General features: G+C 70.2%; 19 protein-coding genes. 11 read left to right on the top strand and 8 right to left on the bottom strand.

The features are described 5' to 3' along the window. Positions 1-34: 34 nt before the first annotated feature. The gene (locus tag KOL93_RS01300) at positions 35-769 is read right to left on the bottom strand and encodes a FadR/GntR family transcriptional regulator (protein ID WP_221583495.1); all 735 of its coding nucleotides are present in this window, start codon (positions 767-769) and stop codon (positions 35-37) included. Between the two features lie 68 nt (positions 770-837). Between KOL93_RS01300 and KOL93_RS01295 the strand changes: the two genes are divergently transcribed. From KOL93_RS01295 to KOL93_RS01255, 9 genes are all read left to right on the top strand, one after another. Further along, entirely contained in the window at positions 838-2,565 is a 1,728-nt protein-coding gene (locus KOL93_RS01295; RefSeq protein WP_221583494.1) for a dihydroxyacetone kinase family protein, read from the top strand. A gap of 2 nt (positions 2,566-2,567) precedes the next feature. Continuing rightward, positions 2,568-3,038, top strand: coding sequence for a ribose-5-phosphate isomerase (locus KOL93_RS01290; RefSeq protein ID WP_221583493.1), 471 nt, complete (start codon positions 2,568-2,570; stop codon positions 3,036-3,038). Beyond that, entirely contained in the window at positions 3,038-3,790 is a 753-nt protein-coding gene (locus tag KOL93_RS01285) for a triose-phosphate isomerase family protein (protein ID WP_221583492.1), read from the top strand. The genes KOL93_RS01290 and KOL93_RS01285 overlap by 1 nt, the downstream gene beginning before the upstream one ends. Continuing rightward, complete coding sequence (locus tag KOL93_RS01280) at positions 3,787-4,581, top strand: sugar phosphate isomerase/epimerase family protein (RefSeq protein ID WP_221583491.1); 795 nt, start codon at positions 3,787-3,789, stop codon at positions 4,579-4,581. The genes KOL93_RS01285 and KOL93_RS01280 overlap by 4 nt, the downstream gene beginning before the upstream one ends. Further along, a complete protein-coding gene (locus tag KOL93_RS01275; protein ID WP_221583490.1) occupies positions 4,581-5,435 on the top strand; it encodes a phosphogluconate dehydrogenase C-terminal domain-containing protein in 855 nt (284 codons plus the stop codon). The genes KOL93_RS01280 and KOL93_RS01275 overlap by 1 nt, the downstream gene beginning before the upstream one ends. A gap of 7 nt (positions 5,436-5,442) precedes the next feature. Next, on the top strand, positions 5,443-6,198 hold the full coding sequence (locus tag KOL93_RS01270; RefSeq protein WP_221583489.1) for an SDR family NAD(P)-dependent oxidoreductase: 756 nt from the start codon (positions 5,443-5,445) through the stop codon (positions 6,196-6,198). 165 nt (positions 6,199-6,363) lie between these two features. Next, positions 6,364-8,094: a hypothetical protein gene (locus KOL93_RS01265; RefSeq protein ID WP_221583488.1), complete on the top strand. Its 1,731-nt coding sequence runs from the start codon at positions 6,364-6,366 to the stop codon at positions 8,092-8,094. 34 nt (positions 8,095-8,128) lie between these two features. Beyond that, the gene (locus tag KOL93_RS01260) at positions 8,129-9,043 is read left to right on the top strand and encodes a nucleoside hydrolase (RefSeq protein ID WP_221583487.1); all 915 of its coding nucleotides are present in this window, start codon (positions 8,129-8,131) and stop codon (positions 9,041-9,043) included. Beyond that, positions 9,040-10,086, top strand: coding sequence for a nucleoside hydrolase (locus KOL93_RS01255; protein WP_308291504.1), 1,047 nt, complete (start codon positions 9,040-9,042; stop codon positions 10,084-10,086). The genes KOL93_RS01260 and KOL93_RS01255 overlap by 4 nt, the downstream gene beginning before the upstream one ends. A 72-nt stretch (positions 10,087-10,158) precedes the next feature. Here KOL93_RS01255 and KOL93_RS01250 read toward each other — a convergent pair whose 3' ends face one another. The 7 genes from KOL93_RS01250 to ddaH all read right to left on the bottom strand — a co-directional run bounded on the left by KOL93_RS01250 (position 10,159) and on the right by ddaH (position 18,615). Further along, positions 10,159-11,742, bottom strand: coding sequence for a DUF1593 domain-containing protein (locus KOL93_RS01250; protein ID WP_221583486.1), 1,584 nt, complete (start codon positions 11,740-11,742; stop codon positions 10,159-10,161). Positions 11,743-11,831: 89 nt separating this feature from the next. After that, positions 11,832-12,812: a D-ribose ABC transporter substrate-binding protein gene (locus KOL93_RS01245; protein ID WP_221583485.1), complete on the bottom strand. Its 981-nt coding sequence runs from the start codon at positions 12,810-12,812 to the stop codon at positions 11,832-11,834. Positions 12,813-12,852: 40 nt separating this feature from the next. Next, a complete protein-coding gene (locus KOL93_RS01240; protein ID WP_221583484.1) occupies positions 12,853-13,950 on the bottom strand; it encodes an ABC transporter permease in 1,098 nt (365 codons plus the stop codon). After that, entirely contained in the window at positions 13,943-15,508 is a 1,566-nt protein-coding gene (locus tag KOL93_RS01235; protein WP_221583483.1) for a sugar ABC transporter ATP-binding protein, read from the bottom strand. Before KOL93_RS01235 ends, KOL93_RS01240 begins: the two co-directional genes overlap by 8 nt. Beyond that, positions 15,505-16,143 (bottom strand): DUF2291 family protein, encoded by a 639-nt coding sequence (locus KOL93_RS01230; protein WP_221583482.1) that lies wholly within the window; start codon positions 16,141-16,143, stop codon positions 15,505-15,507. Before KOL93_RS01230 ends, KOL93_RS01235 begins: the two co-directional genes overlap by 4 nt. Before the next feature lie 424 nt (positions 16,144-16,567). Beyond that, positions 16,568-17,749 carry an ornithine--oxo-acid transaminase gene (gene rocD, locus KOL93_RS01225; RefSeq protein WP_221583481.1) on the bottom strand — a complete coding sequence of 394 codons (1,182 nt, stop codon included), beginning with the start codon at positions 17,747-17,749 and terminating at the stop codon, positions 16,568-16,570. Beyond that, positions 17,746-18,615, bottom strand: a complete 870-nt coding sequence (gene ddaH, locus KOL93_RS01220) for a dimethylargininase (protein ID WP_221583480.1) — start codon at positions 18,613-18,615, stop codon at positions 17,746-17,748. The genes rocD and ddaH overlap by 4 nt, the downstream gene beginning before the upstream one ends. Positions 18,616-18,781: 166 nt before the next feature. On the opposite strand from ddaH, the gene KOL93_RS01215 reads away from it, so the two are divergent. Together KOL93_RS01215 and cofE are read left to right on the top strand one after the other, a co-directional pair. Then, complete coding sequence (locus KOL93_RS01215) at positions 18,782-19,288, top strand: GNAT family N-acetyltransferase (RefSeq protein ID WP_221583479.1); 507 nt, start codon at positions 18,782-18,784, stop codon at positions 19,286-19,288. After that, positions 19,288-20,052, top strand: coding sequence for a coenzyme F420-0:L-glutamate ligase (gene cofE / locus KOL93_RS01210; protein WP_374107101.1), 765 nt, complete (start codon positions 19,288-19,290; stop codon positions 20,050-20,052). The genes KOL93_RS01215 and cofE overlap by 1 nt, the downstream gene beginning before the upstream one ends. Positions 20,053-20,057 lie beyond the last annotated feature (5 nt).

Below are 20,057 nucleotides of genomic sequence, written 5' to 3'. Positions count from 1 at the left end.
ACCGAATCCCGTCGCCACGCCGCCGGCGCGCCGCTCAGTCGACGAGCAGGCGTCGCAGGCGTTCGGCGGCCGTCGTCATGTGGACGGCCATCGCCGATGCCGCACCGTCGGCGTCGTGGGCATCCAGCGCGCGCGCGACGGCCTCGTGCTCGGCGAGCGCACGATCGGCATCATCCTGCGAGTGGACGGCGCGGTCGGCATAGACCTGAAGGAGAGAGCGCACCACGTGGAGAAGGTCGCGCAGCGTCTGGTTGTGCGCGGCGTCCGCGAGCGCCAGGTGGAAGTCGAAGTCGGCGCGCGCGAAGGCGGCCAGGTCATCGCCCGCGCCGCGCATCGCGTCCAGCTGCCGACTGAGCTCGGCCCGCGCGTCATCCGTCGCCCGCGTCGCGGCGAGCCGGGCGACGTAGATCTCGAGCCCGGACCGCAGCTCGATCAGCTCCTCGCTGTTGCGCTCGCCGATCAGCAGGCCCCACCGAAGCGTCTGCGGCAGAAGCGCGCTCGCCTCGCCGCGGAGGTACGTGCCGGATCCCGGGCGGACGTCGACGATGCCGAGGATCTCGAGTGCGGCGAGCGCCTCGCGCACAGCCGACCGCCCGACGCCGAGAGACGATGCGAGATGGCGTTCCGCAGGGAGGCGCGTGCCGGGGGCGATGGATCCGCCGGTGAAGAGATCGAGGAGGCGTCGCGCGACCTCGCTCACAGGGGATCCGCTGGGGAGCGAGCCGAGCGCGTCAGTGATGGCCTCAGAGCCGTCGACAGCGGAGTTCATACACACAAGGTATCCCGGGCGGCTCGGCATGCTTGCAATTGGTCAACCGGTTTGTCAGAATCAGAGGCATGACCCGCCTCTGGAATGACCCAGCGGACTTCGCCGACGAGATGATCGACGGCTTCGTCGCCGCCCACGGCCAGCACGTGCGCCACGTCACCGGCGGGGTCGCACGCAGGACCCGGACGCCCGACGGAGAGGTCGCCATCGTCATCGGCGGCGGATCCGGCCACTATCCCGCGTTCGGCGGGCTGGTCGGCACGGGCCTCGCGCACGGCGCCGCGATGGGCAATCTCTTCGCCTCGCCGTCGACGCAGCAGGTCGTCTCGGTCGCGAAGGCGGCGGAGGCCGGCGCCGGAGTGCTGTTCAGCTACGGCAACTACGCGGGCGACGTCCTCAACTTCGACGCGGCCCAGGAGCGGCTCCGCGCCGCAGGGATCCCCTGCGAGACGGTCGCCGTCACCGACGACGTGTCGAGCGCCCCCGCGGCAGACCGCGCCACGCGCCGTGGCGTCGCGGGAGACCTCGCGATCTTCCGGATCGCCGCCGCCGCCGCCGAGGACGGGCGCGTGCTCGCCGATGTCGCGGCCGCCGCCCGCCGCGCGAACGATCGCACTCGCTCGTTCGGCGTCGCATTCTCGGGCTGCACGCTGCCAGGCGCCGACGCGCCGCTCTTCGAGGTCCCCGAGGGACGCATGGCCGTCGGCCTCGGCATCCACGGCGAGCCCGGCCTCGCGATCGAGGACATCCCCACGGCCGACGGGCTCGCGGACATGCTCGTCGACCGGCTCCTCGACGAGCGTCCCGACGACGTTCCGGATCCTCGCGGCGCGCGCGTCGTCCCGATCCTCAACGGGCTCGGCTCTCTGAAGCACGAGGAGATGTTCGTCGTGTACCGGCGGATCGCGCGCCGGCTCGCGGACGCGGGACTCGAGATCGTGGATCCGCACGTCGGCGAGTTCTGCACGAGCTTCGACATGGCGGGCACGTCCCTCACCCTCCTCTGGCTCGACGACGACCTCGCGGAACTGTGGGCGCACCCCGTCGACACCCCCGCGTATCGACGGGGGCAGCCCACCCGACGCCCGCACATCGACGACGACGCGGCCCTCGACTCCGCTGAGACGATCACCCGGGGCGACACGGCCTCCCGCGCCGCGGCGGATCACGTGATGGCGGCGGTCGAGTGCGCGACGCGCACCATCGACGCGCACGTCGACGAACTCGGCCGACTCGACCAGGTCGCCGGCGACGGCGACCACGGAATCGGCATGCAGCGCGGCGTCCGCGCCGCCGTCGAGGCGGCGCGGGAGGCGCACGCCGCCGGCGCCGGCGCGGAGACGACTCTGCTCCGCTCCGCGGACGCCTGGTCCGATCGCGCCGGAGGAACGTCGGGGGCCCTGTGGGGCGTGATCCTCACCGCGATCGCGGAGCGACTCGGCGACGCCGGAACCCCCTCGCCCGACGCCGTCGCCGAGGGCGTCGCTGCCGCGTCGACCGCCGTCATGGCATACGGCAAGGCGCAGCCGGGCGACAAGACGCTCGTCGACGCGCTCGTCCCCCTCGCCGACAGCCTTTCGACCGCCGTCGCACGCGGCGACGGCCTCCCGGTGGCGCTGCGCGCGTCCGCGACGGCGGCCACGGATGCCGCATCCGCCACGGCCGACATGCTCCCGCGCATGGGGCGCGCCCGCACGCATCACGAGAAGGCCCTCGGCACCCCCGACCCCGGCGCGCACTCCCTCGCGCTCATCGCCGAGGCCCTCGCCGACCTGTTCGCTCACCAGGAGGACTGATCATGACCGACGCTCTGCGCATCGTCATCGGATCCGATGACGCCGGCTTCGACTACAAGGAGATCCTCAAGCAGGATCTCGAGGCGAACGACGGCGTCGCCGACGTCACGGACGTGGGCGTCGGCGCCGACGGGCACACGCCGTACCCGACCATCGCGATCGAGGCCGCCGAGCGGGTGGCGCGCGGCGAAGCGGATCGGGCGCTGCTCGTGTGCGGAACCGGGCTCGGCGTCGCCATCTCCGCGAACAAGGTCGCCGGGATCCGCGCCGTCACAGCCCACGACAGCTTCTCGGTCGAGCGGGGCGTGCTCTCGAACGACGCCCAGGTGCTCACGATGGGACAGCGCGTGATCGGCATCGAGCTCGCGCGTCGCCTCGTCCGCGAGTGGGTGACCTACCGGTTCGACCCCGCGTCGGCGTCTGCCGCGAAGGTCGCGGTCATCGGCGAGTACGAGGCCACGGGATCCTGCTGATGCCCGTCACCGTGGGGGTCAGCCTGAAGATGTACTTCGGGCACGCCGAGGCGACCGCGTGGTTCGACGTCGTCGCGGAGCGCGTGCGCGCCCACGAGGCGGTGGCGTCCGGCGCCGTGCGGTTCTTCGTGATCCCCACTTTCCTGCAGATCCCCGCCGCGATCGCGGCGTTCGCCGAGACGCCGATCCTCGTCGGGGCGCAGGACGTCGCCACCCATGACGCGGGGGCGTTCACGGGCGAGGTGAGCCCATCCGAGCTCGCAGAGATCGGCGCCTCGCTGGCCGAGATCGGCCACGCCGAGCGGCGGGCGATGTTCGGCGAGACCGACGATGTCGTCGCCGAGAAGGTCGCGGCCGCCCTGCGGAACGGACTCACGCCGGTGCTGTGCGTCGGCGAGACCGAGCGGATGGATCCGGCGGATGCTGCCCGCGAAACGCTCGCACAGCTCGCTCGGAGCCTGGGCGACGCTGAGGGAACGGTCATCGTGGCGTACGAGCCCGTCTGGGCGATCGGCGCCCCCGAACCCGCCCCGCCCGCCCACATCCGCACCGTCTGCCGTGCCCTTCGCGAGGCGCTCGGACGACGCCGGTCCGACGACACCGTCATCTACGGCGGGTCGGCAGGGCCAGGGCTGCTGGACGCTCTCGACGGCGATGCCGACGGGCTGTTCCTCGGCCGTCTCGCCCATGATCCCGACCGCCTGACCGCCGTGCTCGACGAGGCGGCCGCGCTCGCGGAGACCCGGTCGTGATCGGGCTCGGAACCTACGCCTTCTTCTGGGAGATGTCGGACCGCGCGAGCCGTCCGCTCTCCCTCATCGGAGCGCTCGAAACCACACGCGACCTCGACGTCGGTCTGTTCCAGATCTGCGACTTCGCCCCGCTCGAGTCGATGACCGATGCCGAACTGCACGACGCCGCACGCGCCGCACGCGAGCTCGGCCTCGAGATCGAGATCGGCACGAAGGGCCTCGAACCGGATCATCTCGCCCGATTCCTCCGCATCGCCGAGATCTTCGACGCGCGCCTCGTGCGCAGCATGCTCCGCGGCGCGGCCGGATCCCCCTCCCTCGCGGACGCGCGCCACTGGGTCACGCAGGCGGTGCCGTCCTACGAGGCGGCCGGCGTCGACCTCGCCCTCGAGACCTACGAACAGGTCGCGACGCGCGACCTCGTGACGCTCGTCGAGCAGGTCGGATCCGACGCCCTCGGCATCTGCCTCGACCCGGCCAATGTCGTCGCCCGCCTCGAGAATCCGCGCGACTGCGTCGAGACCGCCGCGCCGCTCGTGAAGAACGTGCACGTCAAGGACTTCGCCTTCGCGCGCGAACCGGGCTGGGTGGGCTTCACCTATTCGGGCGCCCCGATGGGCGACGGCCTGCACGACTACGCGCACCTGCTCGACACCGTGGATCCGCGCGGCCGCGGCATCAACGAGATCGTCGAGCACTGGCTTCCGTGGCAGAGCGACGAGCGCGCCACGATCGACCGCGAGCGGGAATGGACCCGACGCAGCCTGAATCACCTGAGGAGGACCCCCTGATGACTGACACCTACCGCATCGCCCTGTTCGGCGCCGGCGGCAAGATGGGCACGCGGATCACGAACAATCTCGCGAAGACCGATCACGCCGTCGCGCACGTCGAGGGGGCCCCGGCCGGGCAGGAGCGCCTGCGCGCGGCCGGGCACGAGCCCGTCGACGCATCCGCCGCGATCGCCGACGCCGAGATCGTCATCCTCGCCGTTCCCGACCTCGCGCTCGCCTCCGTGACGGCCGACATCGTGCCGCGCCTGCAGCCGGGCACGGTCGTGCTCACGCTGGATCCGGCCGCCGCCTACGCGGGGCTCCTCACGACGCGCGACGACGTCGTCCAGGCGGTCGCGCACCCGTGCCATCCCTCGGTGTTCCTGCAGCGCCAGACGCCCGAGGAGTGGGCGGACACCTTCGGCGGGATCGCCGCCCCGCAGGACGTCATCGCGGCCGTCGAGTCGGACGAGCCTTCGACGCAGCAGCTCGTCGAGCGCGTCGTCCGCGACATCTACGCGCCCGTCATCGACGTGCACTGGGTCACGGTGAAGCAGCTCGCCCAGCTCGAGCCGACGCTCGTCGAGACGATCGCCTGCATGATCGGCGCGCTCCTCAAGGAGTCCCTCCACGAGGCCGTCGAGACCATGGGCGTCCCCGAGCCCGCCGCCCGTGCGATCCTCCTCGGACACACGCAGGTCGCCCTCGCGAACAGCCTCAACGGCGACAACCCGTTCAGCGACGCCTGCCTCATCGCGATGGACTACGGTCGCGAGAGCATCGTCAAGGACGACTGGAAGAAGGTCTTCCGCGACGACGAGCTCGACAAGAACCTCGCGCGCATGCTGCACCTCGACACGATCGAACGATAGGGATCCGATGGCACGCCTCACCGGGAAGACCGCCCTCGTCACGGGATCCGCGACGGGCATCGGGCTCGCCGTCGCGACCCGATTCGCCGCGGAGGGCGCGCGCGTCGTCATCGCCGACCGCGACGCCGACGCCGCGCAGCGTGCGGCCGCGGGGATCGGCGAGACGGCCCGCGCCGTCGCCGTCGACATCGCGCAGGAAGATCAGGTGTCCGCGGCCTTCACGTCGCTCGCCGACGACGGCTGGGCGCCCGACGTCGTCGTCGCCAACGCCGGCGTGCAGCTGTTCGGACAGGATGCGAAGGCCGCCGACCTCGACCTCGACGTGTGGCGGAAGACGATCGACGTCAACCTCACGGGCACGTTCCTCACCGTCAAGCACGCGGTGCGCACGATGCGGGAGCGCGGCGGCGGATCCATCATCCTCACCGGCAGCCCCACGGGCGTGAACGGCGAGGGCAGCGATTTCACGGCGTACAGCGCATCCAAGGCGGGAATCCACGGGCTCGCGCGCACCGTCGCCGCCGCGTACGCCGACGACGGGATCCGCGTCAACACCGTCGTCCCGGCATACACCGAGACGTCGCTCGTGACGACGATCAGCGACGATCCCGAGGCGCGCGCCGCGATCGTGGGCCGCATCCCGCTGGGGCGCGCCGGCGCACCCGCCGACGTCGAGGGAATCATGCTGTTCCTCGCCAGCGACGACGGCGCCTTCGCGACGGGCGCGCTGTTCCCGGTCGACGGCGGCATGACGACGCTGTAACGAGGCGCAGATGCACGAGTACGGCAGTTCTTCCGTTCCGAGCCGGTCCGGGTCTCCGTTCCGCGCGGCGCAGGACGCATCGCCGTACTCGCGCCTGCGCACGGGTCGGTTCCACCCGCCGCACCGGAAGGCGCCGTCCTCCTGCGCGCGAAAGGGCCGCAGACGATGACCTGGATCCAGGAGGCCGTGCGGACGATCGCACTCGGCGAGTGGGCGTTCGAGCTGCTCGACGACGATGTCGCCGACATCCGGTTCCGCGGACGGACCGTGCTGCGCTCCGTGCGCGCCGTCGCGCGCGACCGCGACTGGGCCACCGCGGAGTGGGCGGTGGACGGCGTCGAGGTCGGCGAGGCCGACGCCCGCATCGCCCTGTCGTCGTCCTCCTTCGGCGCCGATCTGCACACGGCGCTGACGATCACTGCACGCGGCCCTGAGCTGACCGTGTCACTCGAGGCGACGACCGCCCGCGCGTTCCTCACGAACCGCACCGGACTCGTCGTGCTGCAACCACCGTCTCTCGCAGGGGATCCCCTCGAGATCCGCCACTCCGACGGATCGGCCGAGCGCACCGCCTTCCCCGCCGACATCGCCCCGCATCAGCCCGCGTTCGACATCGCGGGGCTCGCCTGGAGCGACGTGCGCCTGGAGTTCGACGGCGACACCTTCGAGATGGAGGACCAGCGCAACTGGACCGACGCCTCGTTCAAGACCTACAGCCGGCCGCTCGCGCTGCCGTTCCCGTACGAGCTCGCGGCGGGTTCTGTCGTGCGGCAGAGCGTGACGGTGTCGGTGGATCCGGCGGGCGGCGCGCGCGCCGAGACGCTGGCGATCGCGCGAGACGCTGACGATTCTGGCGGATCCTCCCCCTTCTCGACGAATGTCCAGACGCTCGACGCCCTGACGTTCGTCGATTCCGGCGTGATGCCCGCCGTCTCGGTCGGCGCCTCGACGGCGCCGGGCGCGCCGCCTGTGCTCGATCCGATCGGGTCCGAGCTGCTCGTCGAGCTCGACCTCGGCTGGGGCGGCTGGCCCGCGGCCCTCGCACGCGCCGCCGCGAGCGGACTCCCCCTCGACGTGCGCCTGGTCCTGCCCGAGGACGACGCTCCTGCGCGCGCCGCGGACGCCGTGCGCGCGCTCGCGCCGCACGCCATCGCCCGGATCACCGCGTTTCAGCCCGCGGGCCACGAGGCGCAGCACGTCTCCGACGCCGGGGCCGTGCGGATCCTGCGGAACGCCCTCGAGAACGCGGGCTTGGACGTGCCCGTCCTCGGCGGTGCGCGCTCGCACTTCACCGAGGTGAACCGCGAGCAGCACCGGATCCCCTCTGACGTCGACGGCTTCGCGTTCAGTACGACGCCCCTGTTCCACACGCGCGAGACGCGCCAGCTCGAGGAGGCCGTCGCGATGCAGCGGCTCGTCGCCGCACAGGCCGGGCGGATCGCGAACGGCAGGCCCGTGCATGTCGGCCCGGTCTCGCTCCGCACACACGTGAACAACGTCGCGACGACCGCGCCGCCGCGTCCCGACGTCGACGATCTGTCCGAAGGGTACGGCCCCGCGCTGCTCGACGCCGACGACCCGCGCCAGGCCGAGCCGGAGCTCGCGGCGTGGACCATCGCGAGCGCCGCCGCCCTCGCCGTGCCCGGCGTCGCATCGATCTCGTTCTTCGAGGAGTGGGGCCCGCGCGGCGTGCGCACAGCGGAGGGCGACGACCTCCCCGTCGCCGCGGCGATCCACGCGCTCGCCGGCCTCGCCGGCTGTCCGATCGCGACAGCCCACACACCCGACGGGAAGGTTTGGGCGATCCGCTCGGACGACGCGATGCTCGTCGCGAACCTCGACGCGACCGAGCGGGTCGGACTGCCGCCGCACGGCTGGCACGCCGTCTCGCGCTGATCCTCACGATCCCCCTCCCACGAAAGGACATCCCATGCTCGCCGCTCCCCGCCGCGTCATCATCAACACGGACGCCAAGAACGAGGCGGACGACCAGTTCGCCATCGTCCATGCTCTGCTCTCGCCGACGCTGGACATCCGCGGAATCGTTCCGGCGCACTTCGGGACCGGGAAGAGGAGCGACAGCCTCCGAGCATCGCGCGAGGAGGTGGATCTCCTCCTGCGCCTGATGGGGCGCGAGGGCGAGTACGTCGTCGCCGACGGCGCGACCCACGCCCTGCCGGATCCGGTGGCGCCCGTGCCCTCTGCGGGCTCCGCACTGATCATCGAGGAGTCGAAGAAAGACGAGGGAACGCTCTACATCCCCTTCCTCGGCCCGCTCACCGATATGGCGTCGGCGATCCTGGAGGATCCCGAGATCCAGGATCGCGACGTCGTCGTCGTGTGGATCGGCGGCCCACCGCACGACGACCTCATCCCGGGGCACGCCCCGGAGTTCAACCTGTCGAACGACATCGTCGCGGCGAACATCGTGATGGATTCGCGGATCCCCGTCTGGCAGATCCCGATGTCGGTCTACGCGATGGTGTCGGTCGGCCACGAGGAGCTGCGGCAGAAGGTCTCGCCGCTCGGGGAACTCGGCGCATATCTCACGCAGCAGGTGATCGAGTTCAATGCGCGGGGGACCCGGCTCATGATGGACTTCCGCTCACTCGGCGACAGTCCCGCGATCGGCGTCATCATGAACCCGCGCGGCGCGACGTGGCGTTCCTGCCCGGCTCCGTTCTTCGACGCAGACGGCTCGATGCGGGAGCCCGAGCCCGGGCGTCGAGAGATCCCGGTGTGCGAGTCGATCGACACGCGCTGGCTGATGGAGGACATGTTCGCAAAGCTGCGGGCGTTCGACGCGGCACAGCGGCCGGCTCGAACGGAGGATCCCGGCGTGTGACGCGGGTTCCGCCGCACTCCGCCCCCCCCCGTTCGAGGCCTCCGCCACGCGCCAAATGGCGGCTCGGCGAGGCGCCATGGCAGGAGCTCCCTCCCGTCCCGGGACGTCGCGCCCGCGCGATCGTCGACAACGACTTCTCCGGGGATCCGGACGACCTGCCGCAGCTCGTGCACCAGCTTCTGACGACGAACGTCGAGACGCGGCTGGTCGTGGCATCTCACCTCTCGCCCGGAGACCAGTTCGACCCCTCGGGTCACACGGCGCAGAACGCCGAGCGCATCGTGCGCGACCTGTTCTCCCGCATGGGCCTGGACTCGACGGACGTCATCCGGCGCGGGAGCAAGGTCGGTCTTCGCGACCGCACCACCCCCGCCCTGTCGCCCGCCGTCGACGCGATCGTGGCCGAGGCGATGCGCGACGACGACTCGCCGCTGTTCTATCTGGCGGGCGGAGGGCTGACAGATCTCGCGTCCGCTCTCCTCGTGGAGCCGCGGATCGCCGAACGCATGACGCTCATCTGGATCGGCGGCGGCGAGCACGCGGATCTCGCCTCGCCGCCGCCGAACGCGATGCCGGTCGAGTACAACCTGCTCATCGACGTCGCCGCCGCGCAGGTCGTGTTCGGCGACTCCGATATCCCGATCTGGCAGGTCCCGCGCAACATCTATCGCCAGTACCTCGTGTCGGGTGCCGAGCTGCGGATCCGCATGGCCGCGACCGGGCCGCTGGGGCGGTACATGTACGACGAGATCGCGGCGGTGCTCCGCGCCGTCGCGGGCTTCATCGGCCCGGCCGAGACCTACGCGCTGGGGGACTCGCCCCTCGTGCTCCTGTCGTCTCTGCAGTCGACCTTCGAGCCGGACTCGTCGTCGAGCGCACTCGTCGTGCGCTCGACGCCTGCCATCTCAGACGGCGGGGCGTATCTGCCGTCTCCGGACGCGCGCCCGATGCGCGTGTACACGCGCGTCGACACCCGCCTGATGTTCGAAGACCTCTTCCTCAAGCTGGCGGAGTTCGAGAGCTGGGCCGCACGCGTCGAGTAAGCACGGCGGCCCGCGGGCCCTCGGGCTCCGAGGGCCCGCGTGCCGCGGCGGCGGTGCTGCCTCAACGCGACGTCACCGCACGGTGATCACGACGCGCTGCCAGTGCTTCAGATCGAGCTCACCGCCGTCGGAGGCCTCGAGGATGAGGTGGATCGTCTCGCCGGACTCCGCATCCTCCGGAACGGTGAACGAGATCCTGCCGGCGTCCGCCTCCTCCAGCTCGACCTCGCCCTCGTACGTGCCGGCCTCGACGTACTGCCACCACGTCCGCGCGACGTCGTCGCCGTCGGGGTCGCTCGCGAAGCCGTTCAGCGCGACCCGCTGCCCGGGCACCGCGCCCCGATCGAGCGGCCCCGCGACGCGGGCGACGGGGGGATGATCCGCCTGGTCGAACTCGGGAGTCACGGACCACTGCAGTCGTGCGGCGAAATCGTGCTGGAAGTCCTCGAACCAGCGACCGGCGGCGTAGTCGTCGCGCGGCGCCCCATCTGGGCCGATGTCAGCGACCCCGCGGTTGCGCCACTGGTGAGGATCCTCGGGATTCAGCTCCTGACGACCACCCCAGCCGCCCCACGACGGATCCTCGTAGTTCCGGAGTCCGTTCTGCAGCAGCAGCGCCCAGTTCGACGAGTCGCCCTCCGAGATCCACGCGCCCGGCGGCTGCGGCGGAGTCCACACGAGGTAGCCCATCTCCCGCAGCTCGTCCGCCGTGTAGCCGGACAGCCCGAAGTAGTCCTCGTCGTCGAAGCCGGCGGCCATCTGCTTGCCGTCGCCCCAGACGCGGTACGCGTCGCCGATCGGGCCGACATCCGAGACGTTCGCCTTCGTCCATTCGGGCTCGAGGTACTGCTGCCATTCCGGCAGCGCGGATGAGCGCGCGCTGTACCCCCAGATGCTGGTCGACACCTCGCGATGCTCGAGCTCCGGCCAGTTCGGCCTGATCTCGTCGACGAAGGTCGTGTCCTGCTGACCCCAGCTCGTCAGGACCGCCTTCTGCGAGACCTTGTCGTGGATCCGCTCCCAGTCGGCGGTGCCCTCGTACTCCTCCTGGATCGACTTCAGAGCGCGGGCGATCGTGTTCGCTCCGCCCCAGGCCTGCAGGAAGACCTGGCCCGGCTCATCATCGAGCAGGATCTGCTTGATGTGATCGGACCCTGCGGTGTCCTCGCTCGTGTCGCCGACGTCGGTGACGTTGCCCCACCTGATCAGCTCCCGCAGCTCCTCCGGAGCCGGGTAGTCGGCGTCATGCACGACGAGGTTCGGGTAGACCTCCTCGTACTGGTCGACCGCGTCGTCGATATGAAAGCGCGCATCGGGTTCCGGCCAGCGGTGCGGTTCGATGCCCTTCTCGGGGTCGCCCTCATAGTGATGCTGGCTGGCCGAGTACACGAGCCCCGCGATGTCGATCTCGTTGCTGTAGAGCAGCATGCGCAGCAGCGAATTGAGGTCGTCGAGCTCGGGATCGGTCGTGATCACGGTGCGCGGCGGATCCGCAGACGCACCCGGCTTCTCCGCGACGGCGGGCGCGTTCAGCGCGCGGGCCGTCGGCGCGGATGCGGAGGCCGGGCCCGCCGCGAGAAGGGGAATGGCGAGACAGGCGGCGCTGACGACTGCGGTGGCGACCGTCCGTCGTCGAGAAGAGTTCTCTGACGTCATCGATATCACTCCTTTGTGATGGGGGTTCCCGCGGAGACCCGCGAGAAAGGCGTCGGCCCGGCGGACCTGTGTCCGCCGGGCCGATCGCGTCACTCGCCGAGTTCGAACAGCGTGTAGCTGTCGGCGTTGTCGGCGTTGATCACCACGCAGTCGACCGACTGCTTCTCATCCATCCCTGTCTCACCGGTGCGGATGAGGCTGTCCGCCTGTTCGACCGCCATCTGCGAGATGAGCACGGCCGGCTGCATACCCGTGGCGAGCATCTTGCCGTCCTTGATCGCCTGCACGGCGTCGGGGCTGCCGTCGAAGCCGGCGATCGTGATGTCGTCGGTGAGACCGGCGGCCTCGACGGCGGCGACCGCACCGAGCGCCATCGTGTCGTTGCCCGCGATGATGCCGACGATGTCGTCGTTGCTCTGCAGCAGGGTCTCGACCTTGCTGAACGCCTCCTGCTGGTCCCAGTTGGCAGTCTCCTGCTCGGCCATCTCGAACTCGGGGTACTGCGAGATCACGCTGGCGAACGCGTCGGAGCGCACGCCGGCGTTCGTGTCGGATTCCTTGCCGGTCAGCTCGATGTACTTCCCGCCGTCGGGGAGCGCCTCCACCCACTCCTGGGCGACCGCCGCCGCCCCCTGTGCGTTGTTCGCGACGATCTGTGCGGCGGCGATGCCGGTCTCGTTGATCTCACGGTCGATGAGGAAGACGGGGATGCCGGCATCAGCGGCCTTCTGCACCGGGCCGATGGAGGCGTCGGCCCCCGCGTTGTCGAGGATGATCGCCTGGGCGTCGTTGCTGATGGCGGAGTCGATCAGCTCGCTCTGCTTGTTCGGGTCGTCGTCGTGGGAGGCGACCGACGTCTCGTATCCGAGGTCCTCCGCTGCGGCGCCCGCGGCATCCGCCTCCGCCTTGAAGAACGGGTTGTCGTGCGAGGGCGTGATGATCGAGATCAGCCCGCCGGCATCGCCGCCATCGCCGTCGCCGGCTCCGCCCGTCGGCGATTCGGATCCGCAGCCGGTGAGGCCGACCGCGAGTGCGGCGGCTGCGGCCACCGCGATGAGATTGCGTCGCATGATTCTCCTTTGAAGGTGCGTTGCGTGGTGTGGTGAGGGATCAGGTCTGTGGAGCGGGCGGGGCGGCCGGCGCGGATCTGTTCTGCGCGGCCGCCGCGGAGTTCTTCGATCGCTTGATGCGCTGCTGCGCCTGGTCGAGCATGACCGCGAGGATGATGACGGCGCCCTTGATGGTGATCTGCCAGAACGTCGAGACGCCCACGAGCACGAGTCCGTCGGAGAGGAAGCCGATCACGAACGCGCCGATGAGGGCGCCTCGCACGTTTCCGCGGCCGCCCGAGAGCGCCGCACCGCCGATGACCACAGCCGCGATCGCGTTGAGCTCGAAGGTCTCGCCGGTCTGCGGTGCGGCGCTCGTCAGCTCCGACGAGATGATCAGCCCCGTGGTCGCGGCGCAGAACCCGCTGATCATGTAGACGCGCAGCTTGACCTTCCGCGTCGGCACGCCGGAGAGCTCCGCCGCACGTTCGTTGCCGCCGGTGGCGTACACCCAGCGGCCGAATGGGGTCTTGCGCAGCACGATGACGGCCACGACGGCGAACACGACCATCAGCCAGATCGACACCGGCACTCCGAGCAGCTGCCCGCCGCCGATGAGAAGGAATCCCTGATTGCCGTTCTCCTCCGAGCCGCCGAGACGTGGATACGTCGTCCCGTTCGAGATGAGCATCGCGGCCCCGCGGGCGACGTACATCATGCCGAGCGTGGCGATGAACGGCGCTACATTGAACCTCGTGACGAGCAGACCGTTGAGATAGCCGAAGAAGGTGCCGACGGCGAGAGAGATGACGACGACGAACCACACCTGCGGGTAGACGACGATGTCGAGCAGCGTCAGCTGCCACCCCTGCAGCATGGTTCCCGCGATGACGCCGGAGAGGCCGACGATCGATCCGATCGACAGGTCGATGCCGCCCTTGAGGACGACGAACAGCATGCCGAGCGCGAGGATCGCGTTGTACGCGACGTGCTTGGTCATGGTGATCAGATTGCCGACGGTGAGGAACGAATCCGACAGCAGAGCGAAGATCACGATCAGCACGGCGAGTGCGATGAACGCACGGCCCTCCAGAAGAAGATTGCCGATGTCGACCCTGCGGTCGCCGCCCCGCGCCGTCGCGGTCCCTGACTCACTCATGGTCTCTCCCCGCCGCCTCGTCCTCCGGCGCCTCACCCGAGGCCACCATCAGGTCTTCACGTGTCGTGTTCTTCGGGTCGAACTCGGCGACGACGCGCCCCTTCGACATCACGATGACCCGGTTGGCCACCTGCAGCGCCTCGCCGACCTCGCTGGTCGCGAACAGCACCGCGAGCCCGCGCCGTGCCTCCCGCGCCATCAGGCCGAAGATCTCCGCCTTGGCTCCGACATCGATCCCCCGAGATGGCTCGTCGAGAAGAATGATGTCGGGCGTCGTCATCAGCGCCTTCGCGATGACGACCTTCTGCTGATTTCCCCCGGAGAGCGACGTGATCGACGCCCGGGGACCGGATGTCTTCACGCGCACGTCCGAGATCCCCCTGTCGATCTCGCGCTGCTCCTCGCCGCGGCGGAGGAAGCCCAGCCGCGTGAAGGACAGCAGGTTCGCGAGCGACGCGTTCTCGCCGACCGACATGCTCTGCACGAGTCCGTCGCGCTGGCGGTCCTCGGGGACGAGGACGATCCCGTCGGCGATGCGTTCGCCCACCGTCTCCTTCCCCAGGTTCCGGTCGCGGGCGACGACGTCGCCCGCCTGGATCGGCGTGCGACCGGCCAGCGCCTCGAGCAGTTCGGTGCGCCCCGCTCCCATGAGGCCGTAGAGGCAGACGACTTCCCCCTCGTGCACGTCGAGGTCGAGACGGTCGACAGCGAGGCGCGAGGGATTCGACGGATCCGCCACCGTCACCCCACGCAGAGAGAGCGCGACGCCGCCGAACTCGTCGAGCAGATCCGGTGCGAGATCCTCGGCGTCCCTGCCGATCATGTTCGAGATGATCCACTCGAGATCGATCTGCTCCCGTTCGCCCGTTGCGACGAGATCGCCGTCGCGGAACACGACGGCGTAGTCGCAGATCTCGAGCGCCTCCTCGAGATGATGCGAGATGTACACGATGGCGACACCCGCGGCCGTGAGCTCCCGGATGAGCGAGAACAGGACCTCGACCTCGCTGGCGCTGAGCGCCGAGGTCGGCTCGTCCATGATGAGCACGCGCGCATCTCCGGAGAGGGCACGTGCGATCTCGATCACCTGCTGCTGACCGAGGCGGAGCTCCGATACCGGAGTGAGCGGGTCGATGTCCTCCGCGAGGCGCGCGAGCACGTCGCGGGCCCTCTCCATCTCGGCCCCGTCGTCGACGAACAGTCCGCCGCGCGTGGGCTCCCGGCCCAGGAAGATGTTGTCGCGCACGTTCATGTTCGGCGCGAGGCTCAGCTCCTGATGGATGATCGCGATCCCTCGGGCCGCCGCATCGACCGTGTTCTCGAGCGTGATCGGGGCTCCGCGCAGCTCGAGCGTGCCGCTGGTGGGCTGCTCGACACCGGACAGGATCTTCATCAGAGTCGACTTGCCCGCGCCGTTCTCGCCGAACAGCACCGTGACGCTCCCGGCGCGGATGTCGAAGTCGACGCCCTTGAGCGCGCGCGTGGGCCCGTAGGTCTTCGTGATGCCGCGCGCGGTCATCACGACGTCGTTCTGCGTCGAGACTGCCGCGACGCTCATGGCGCGACCTCGAGCGCGATCGGGACGATCGACACGAGCGCCGGGTTCACGCGTGTGAAGGCGCCCGTCACCTCGACGGTGTCGCCCTCCTCCACGGCCACGTCCGCGAGGATCCCCTCTCGCACGCGGTCGTTGAACTCCGTGCCCACTTCCTGGAACTCGAGCTGGTTCGTGAAGTCGTTGAACGACACCGTGCCCGTCACGTCGCGCAGCGCCGTGCCGTTGAGCGCGGGCCCGATCTGCACCTGCACGGTCGTCTCATCGTCGACGCCCTCGACTGTGACCGGCACCACGGTGCCCTCCGGCGCGCCCGCCGTTCCTGTCAGCGTGACGGCGAAGCTGTACGAGCTGCCGGCTCCCGGCGCATGGCCGAATTCCGACTCATCCGCGCCGTCGTCGAGTTCGCTCAGCAGCGTCGCGAGGTCGACCGCGTCTTCGTCGATCTGCGGAACGATCTCGGTCTCGAAGCGCTCGTCCGCGTACTCGGCAGGACTGAAGCGCTCCTCCTCGGCCGCGCCGGCGACGTCGCTGATGGAACGATAGGTCGTCGTAGCCGCCCCGATGCCGACGACGGCGACGAGTGCGACGACGCCGACCATCCACGGGCGAATTCGACGGCGAGCGGGTCGTGACATATGAGGCTGCTCCTTTGCAGACTGTGTGGATGCGCACCACGCCGGTCAACTTAGCAACCGGTTGACCGAAATTAGCATGCGAGCGCCGTCAGGGGAACAGCTGCGTCAGAGGAATCCGTTCGGGAGCTCTCGCCGCCGCAACGCAACTTCGCCGCCACCTGACCGACCGTGTCCCACAACACGCCCTCACGCGGCGCGGATGACGGCGTGTTGTGGGACACGGTCTGAGGGCCCGAAAGACCAAGGGCGCCAAGGATCAAGCGCCAAGGGGCTGAGGGGTTGAGAGGCTGAGGGCCGGCGGACCTGAGCACTCGCGGAGCTGAGAGGCCGAGGGCTGACGACCTCAAGCCGCCCGATCACGCACCTGCGGCGCGGCCCGGGGATCCCCAGGCCGCGCCGCAGACGCGTGATCTCACCGCGAGCGTCAGCTCTTCAGCACGATCTCCAGCTGCTCGACCGCCCAGTCGAGCTCGGTGGCTCGGATGGTGAGGGGCGGGGCGAGGCGGATCGTCTGGCCGTGCGTGTCCTTGACGAGCACGCCCCGGGCCATGAGCTTCTCGCTGATCTCGCGCCCCGTGCCGACCGACGGGTCGATGTCGATGCCCGCCCAGAGGCCGGCGATGCGCACCGCCGTGACGCCCTCGCCGACGAGCGCATCGAGCTTCTCGCCGAGATGCTCGCCCAGGGCGCGGGCCCGCTCCTGCCAGTGCCCCGTCGCGAGCATGTCGACGACGGCGTGGCCGACGGCCGCCGCGAGCGGATTGCCGCCGAATGTGGATCCGTGCTCGCCCGGGTGGATCACGCCGAGCACGTCGTCGTTCGCGACGACCGCGGAGACGGGGACGATGCCTCCGCCGAGCGCCTTGCCCAGCAGGTACATGTCGGGGACGACGCCCTCGCGCGCGCAGGCGAACGTCTCACCCGTGCGGCCGAGGCCCGACTGGATCTCGTCGGCGATGAACAGCACGCCGCGCTCGCGGGTGATCTCGCGCACGCGCTTCAGGTATCCCTCGGGCGGGATCACGACGCCGGCCTCGCCCTGGATGGGCTCGATCATCACGGCGGCCGTCTCGTCGTCGATGGCCTCGGCGAGCGCGTCGGCGTCGCCGAACGGCACCGTCACGAAGCCGGGCATGAACGGTCCGAAGTCGTCGCGGGCGTCGGCATCGTCGCTGAAGCTCACGATCGTCGTCGTGCGGCCGTGGAAGTTGCCGGCGGCGACGATGATCTTGGCGCGGTTCTCGGGGATCCGCTTGACGCGGTAACCCCAGGCGCGCGCGACCTTGATGCCCGTCTCGACCGCCTCGGCGCCCGTGTTCATGGGGAGCACGAGATCCTTCTTGCAGAGCTCGGCGAGCGCCGCGGCGAACGGCTCGAGCTGGTCGCTGCGGAAGGCGCGGCTCGTGAGCGTGGCCCGGTCGAGCTGATCCTTGGCCGCTCCCACGAGCGTGGGGTTGCGGTGCCCGAAGTTGAGCGCAGAGTATCCCGCGAGCATGTCGAGGTAGCGGCGCCCGTCGGCGTCGGTCACCCATGCGCCGTCGGCGGACGCGATCGTGACGGGGAGCGGCGCGTAGTTGCGGGCGACGTGCGGCTCGGCGCCGGTCATCGCTCGGCCCCGCGCAGCTCGAGGGTGCAGCACTTGATGCCGCCGCCGCCGAGCAGCAGCTCGGACAGGTCGATCAGGACGGGCGTGTAGCCGCGCTCGCGCAGCTGCTGCTCGAACCCGGTCGCGCGCGGCGAGATGAACACGTGCTTGCCGTCGCTGGCGGAGTTGAGCCCGAAGACGGATCCGTCGGCGTCGGAGACGCGGATCGCGTGCGGGAAGCGCTCCTCGAGGATGCGCCGGCTGTCGTCATCGAACGCGCCCGGCAGGTACGCGATCGTGGGCGTCTCGCCGGGGGCCACGACGGGATCCAGGACGCTGAGCGCGGTGTCGAGGTGGTAGAACCGGGGATCCACCAGGGTCAGCGAGATCACCTCGCGGTCGAAGATGCGCGCGAGCTCGCGGTGGCTGTCGTCGCTCGAGCGGAAGCCGCGTCCCGCGAGGACCACGTCTCCGGCGAGAAGGAAGTCGCCCTCGCCCTCGTTCATGGATTCGGGGCCGCGCACCTCGTAGCCGTGGTCGCGGAACCACTGGGTGAACCAGCTCTCCTCACCCTGGCGCTCCTCGTAGCGGAACTTCGGCGGGTAGGCGACGCCGTCGATGAGGAATCCGCCGTTGGCGGTGTAGACCATGTCGGGGAGACCCGGCTGCGGGTCGATCAGCTCGATGGTGTGCCCGAGCTCGATGTACGTGTCGTAGAGCTTCTGCCACTGACGCACCGCGAGCGCGGTGTCGGTGGGATTGGCTGGCTCCATCCACGGGTTGATGGAGTACGACACCGTGAAGTGCTCGGGACGGCACATCAGGTAGCGACGCAGGTGCTGCGTGCGCTCGGGGGCCTCGATCGGGGCCTGTGCGGTCTGGGACATCTGACGCTCCTCGTCGTGAAACGGGTGGCGGACGCAGTCCTACTTGGCCCGGCGGAGCAACTGAACGCCTTCGCACGAGCACGCCGAGGCAATTGTGACACGGGGATCCTCCGCGCATCGTCAACAGGATTTCGCGTCTCACGCGCGCGCGTCATAGGCTCACGCCATGACCACCGATACGCAGCTCGACGTGCTGGTTCGCCCCATCCGCGACGTCGATGCCGAAGCCATGGGGCGCGTTCACGCTCAGGTCTGGCACGAGACATACGACGGCATGATCTCCTCCGCCGCGCTCGAGGCAGTGTCGCCCAAGCGCCTGGCCGATCTCTGGAGCAACTACAGTTCGCGCGGATCGGAGCACCGGCACGCCGCGGCCCTCGTCGACGGCGAGATCGTCGGCTTCGCCGCCTCGGGTCCCGCCCGCGATGAGGACGCCCCCGCCGAGCGCGAGCTGTACTTCGTGTTCCTGCTCGACACGTGGCACCGCAAGGGCATCGGCCGCCAGCTCTTCGACGCGGTCGTCGACGAGGGCGAGCCCCTGTACGGCTGGATCGCCGAGAACTACCCCGGCGGCGAGCAGTTCTACACGAAGCGCGGCTTCACGTTCGACGGCGCGAAGCGCGACGAGGTGTTCCTCGGCGAATCGCTCACCGAAGTCCGCTTCTCGCGGTGATCAGGATCTGGGCGCCCGACGGGATCGATGAGATCACGTCGGGCGCCGATCTGTCTGCGCTCATCGGCGACGCGCTCGCTGCCGGCGACGGGGGCGTCCTCGACGGCGACATCGTCGTCGTGACCAGCAAGATCATGTCGAAGGCCGAGGGGCGCATCCTGCACGCCGACGACCGCGAGGACGCGATCACCCGCGAGACGGTGCGGCTCGTCGCGAGCCGCACGAACGCCGCGACCGGCCGCACCACGCGCATCGTCGAGAACCGCCTCGGCATCGTCTCGGCGGCGGCGGGCGTCGACGCGTCGAACACCCCCGAGGGCACCGTCCTGCTGCTCCCCGAGGATCCGGATGCGTCGGCCCGCCGGCTCGCCGGCGACCTGCGGGCGCGATTCGGCGTCGACGTCGGCGTGCTCGTCAGCGACACGCTCGGTCGCGCCTGGCGGGACGGCCAGGTCGACCAGGCCATCGGCGCCGCGGGCGTGCACGTGTTCGAGGACCTGCGCGGATCCATCGACAGCGCGGGCCGCGAGCTCTCGGTCACACTCCCGTGCGTCGCCGACGAGCTGTGCAGCGCCGCCGAGCTCGTGAAAGGCAAGGCGACCGGCCGACCGGTCGCCGTCGTGCGCGGACGCGGCGATCTCGTCGGTGCACTCGATCTGCCGGGTGCTCGCACGATCCCCCGCACCGGCCCGACCGACATGTTCCGCAAGGGCTACGACGAAGCATTCGCCGACGGGTACGACGCGGGGCGCTCCGCCCGCTGATCGTC

It is taken from the genome of Microbacterium salitolerans (genome assembly GCF_019720895.1).
Taxonomy (GTDB): domain Bacteria; phylum Actinomycetota; class Actinomycetes; order Actinomycetales; family Microbacteriaceae; genus Microbacterium.
Note: the sequence above shows the minus strand (reverse complement) of the source record. Positions and strands in the feature narration are given on the sequence as shown.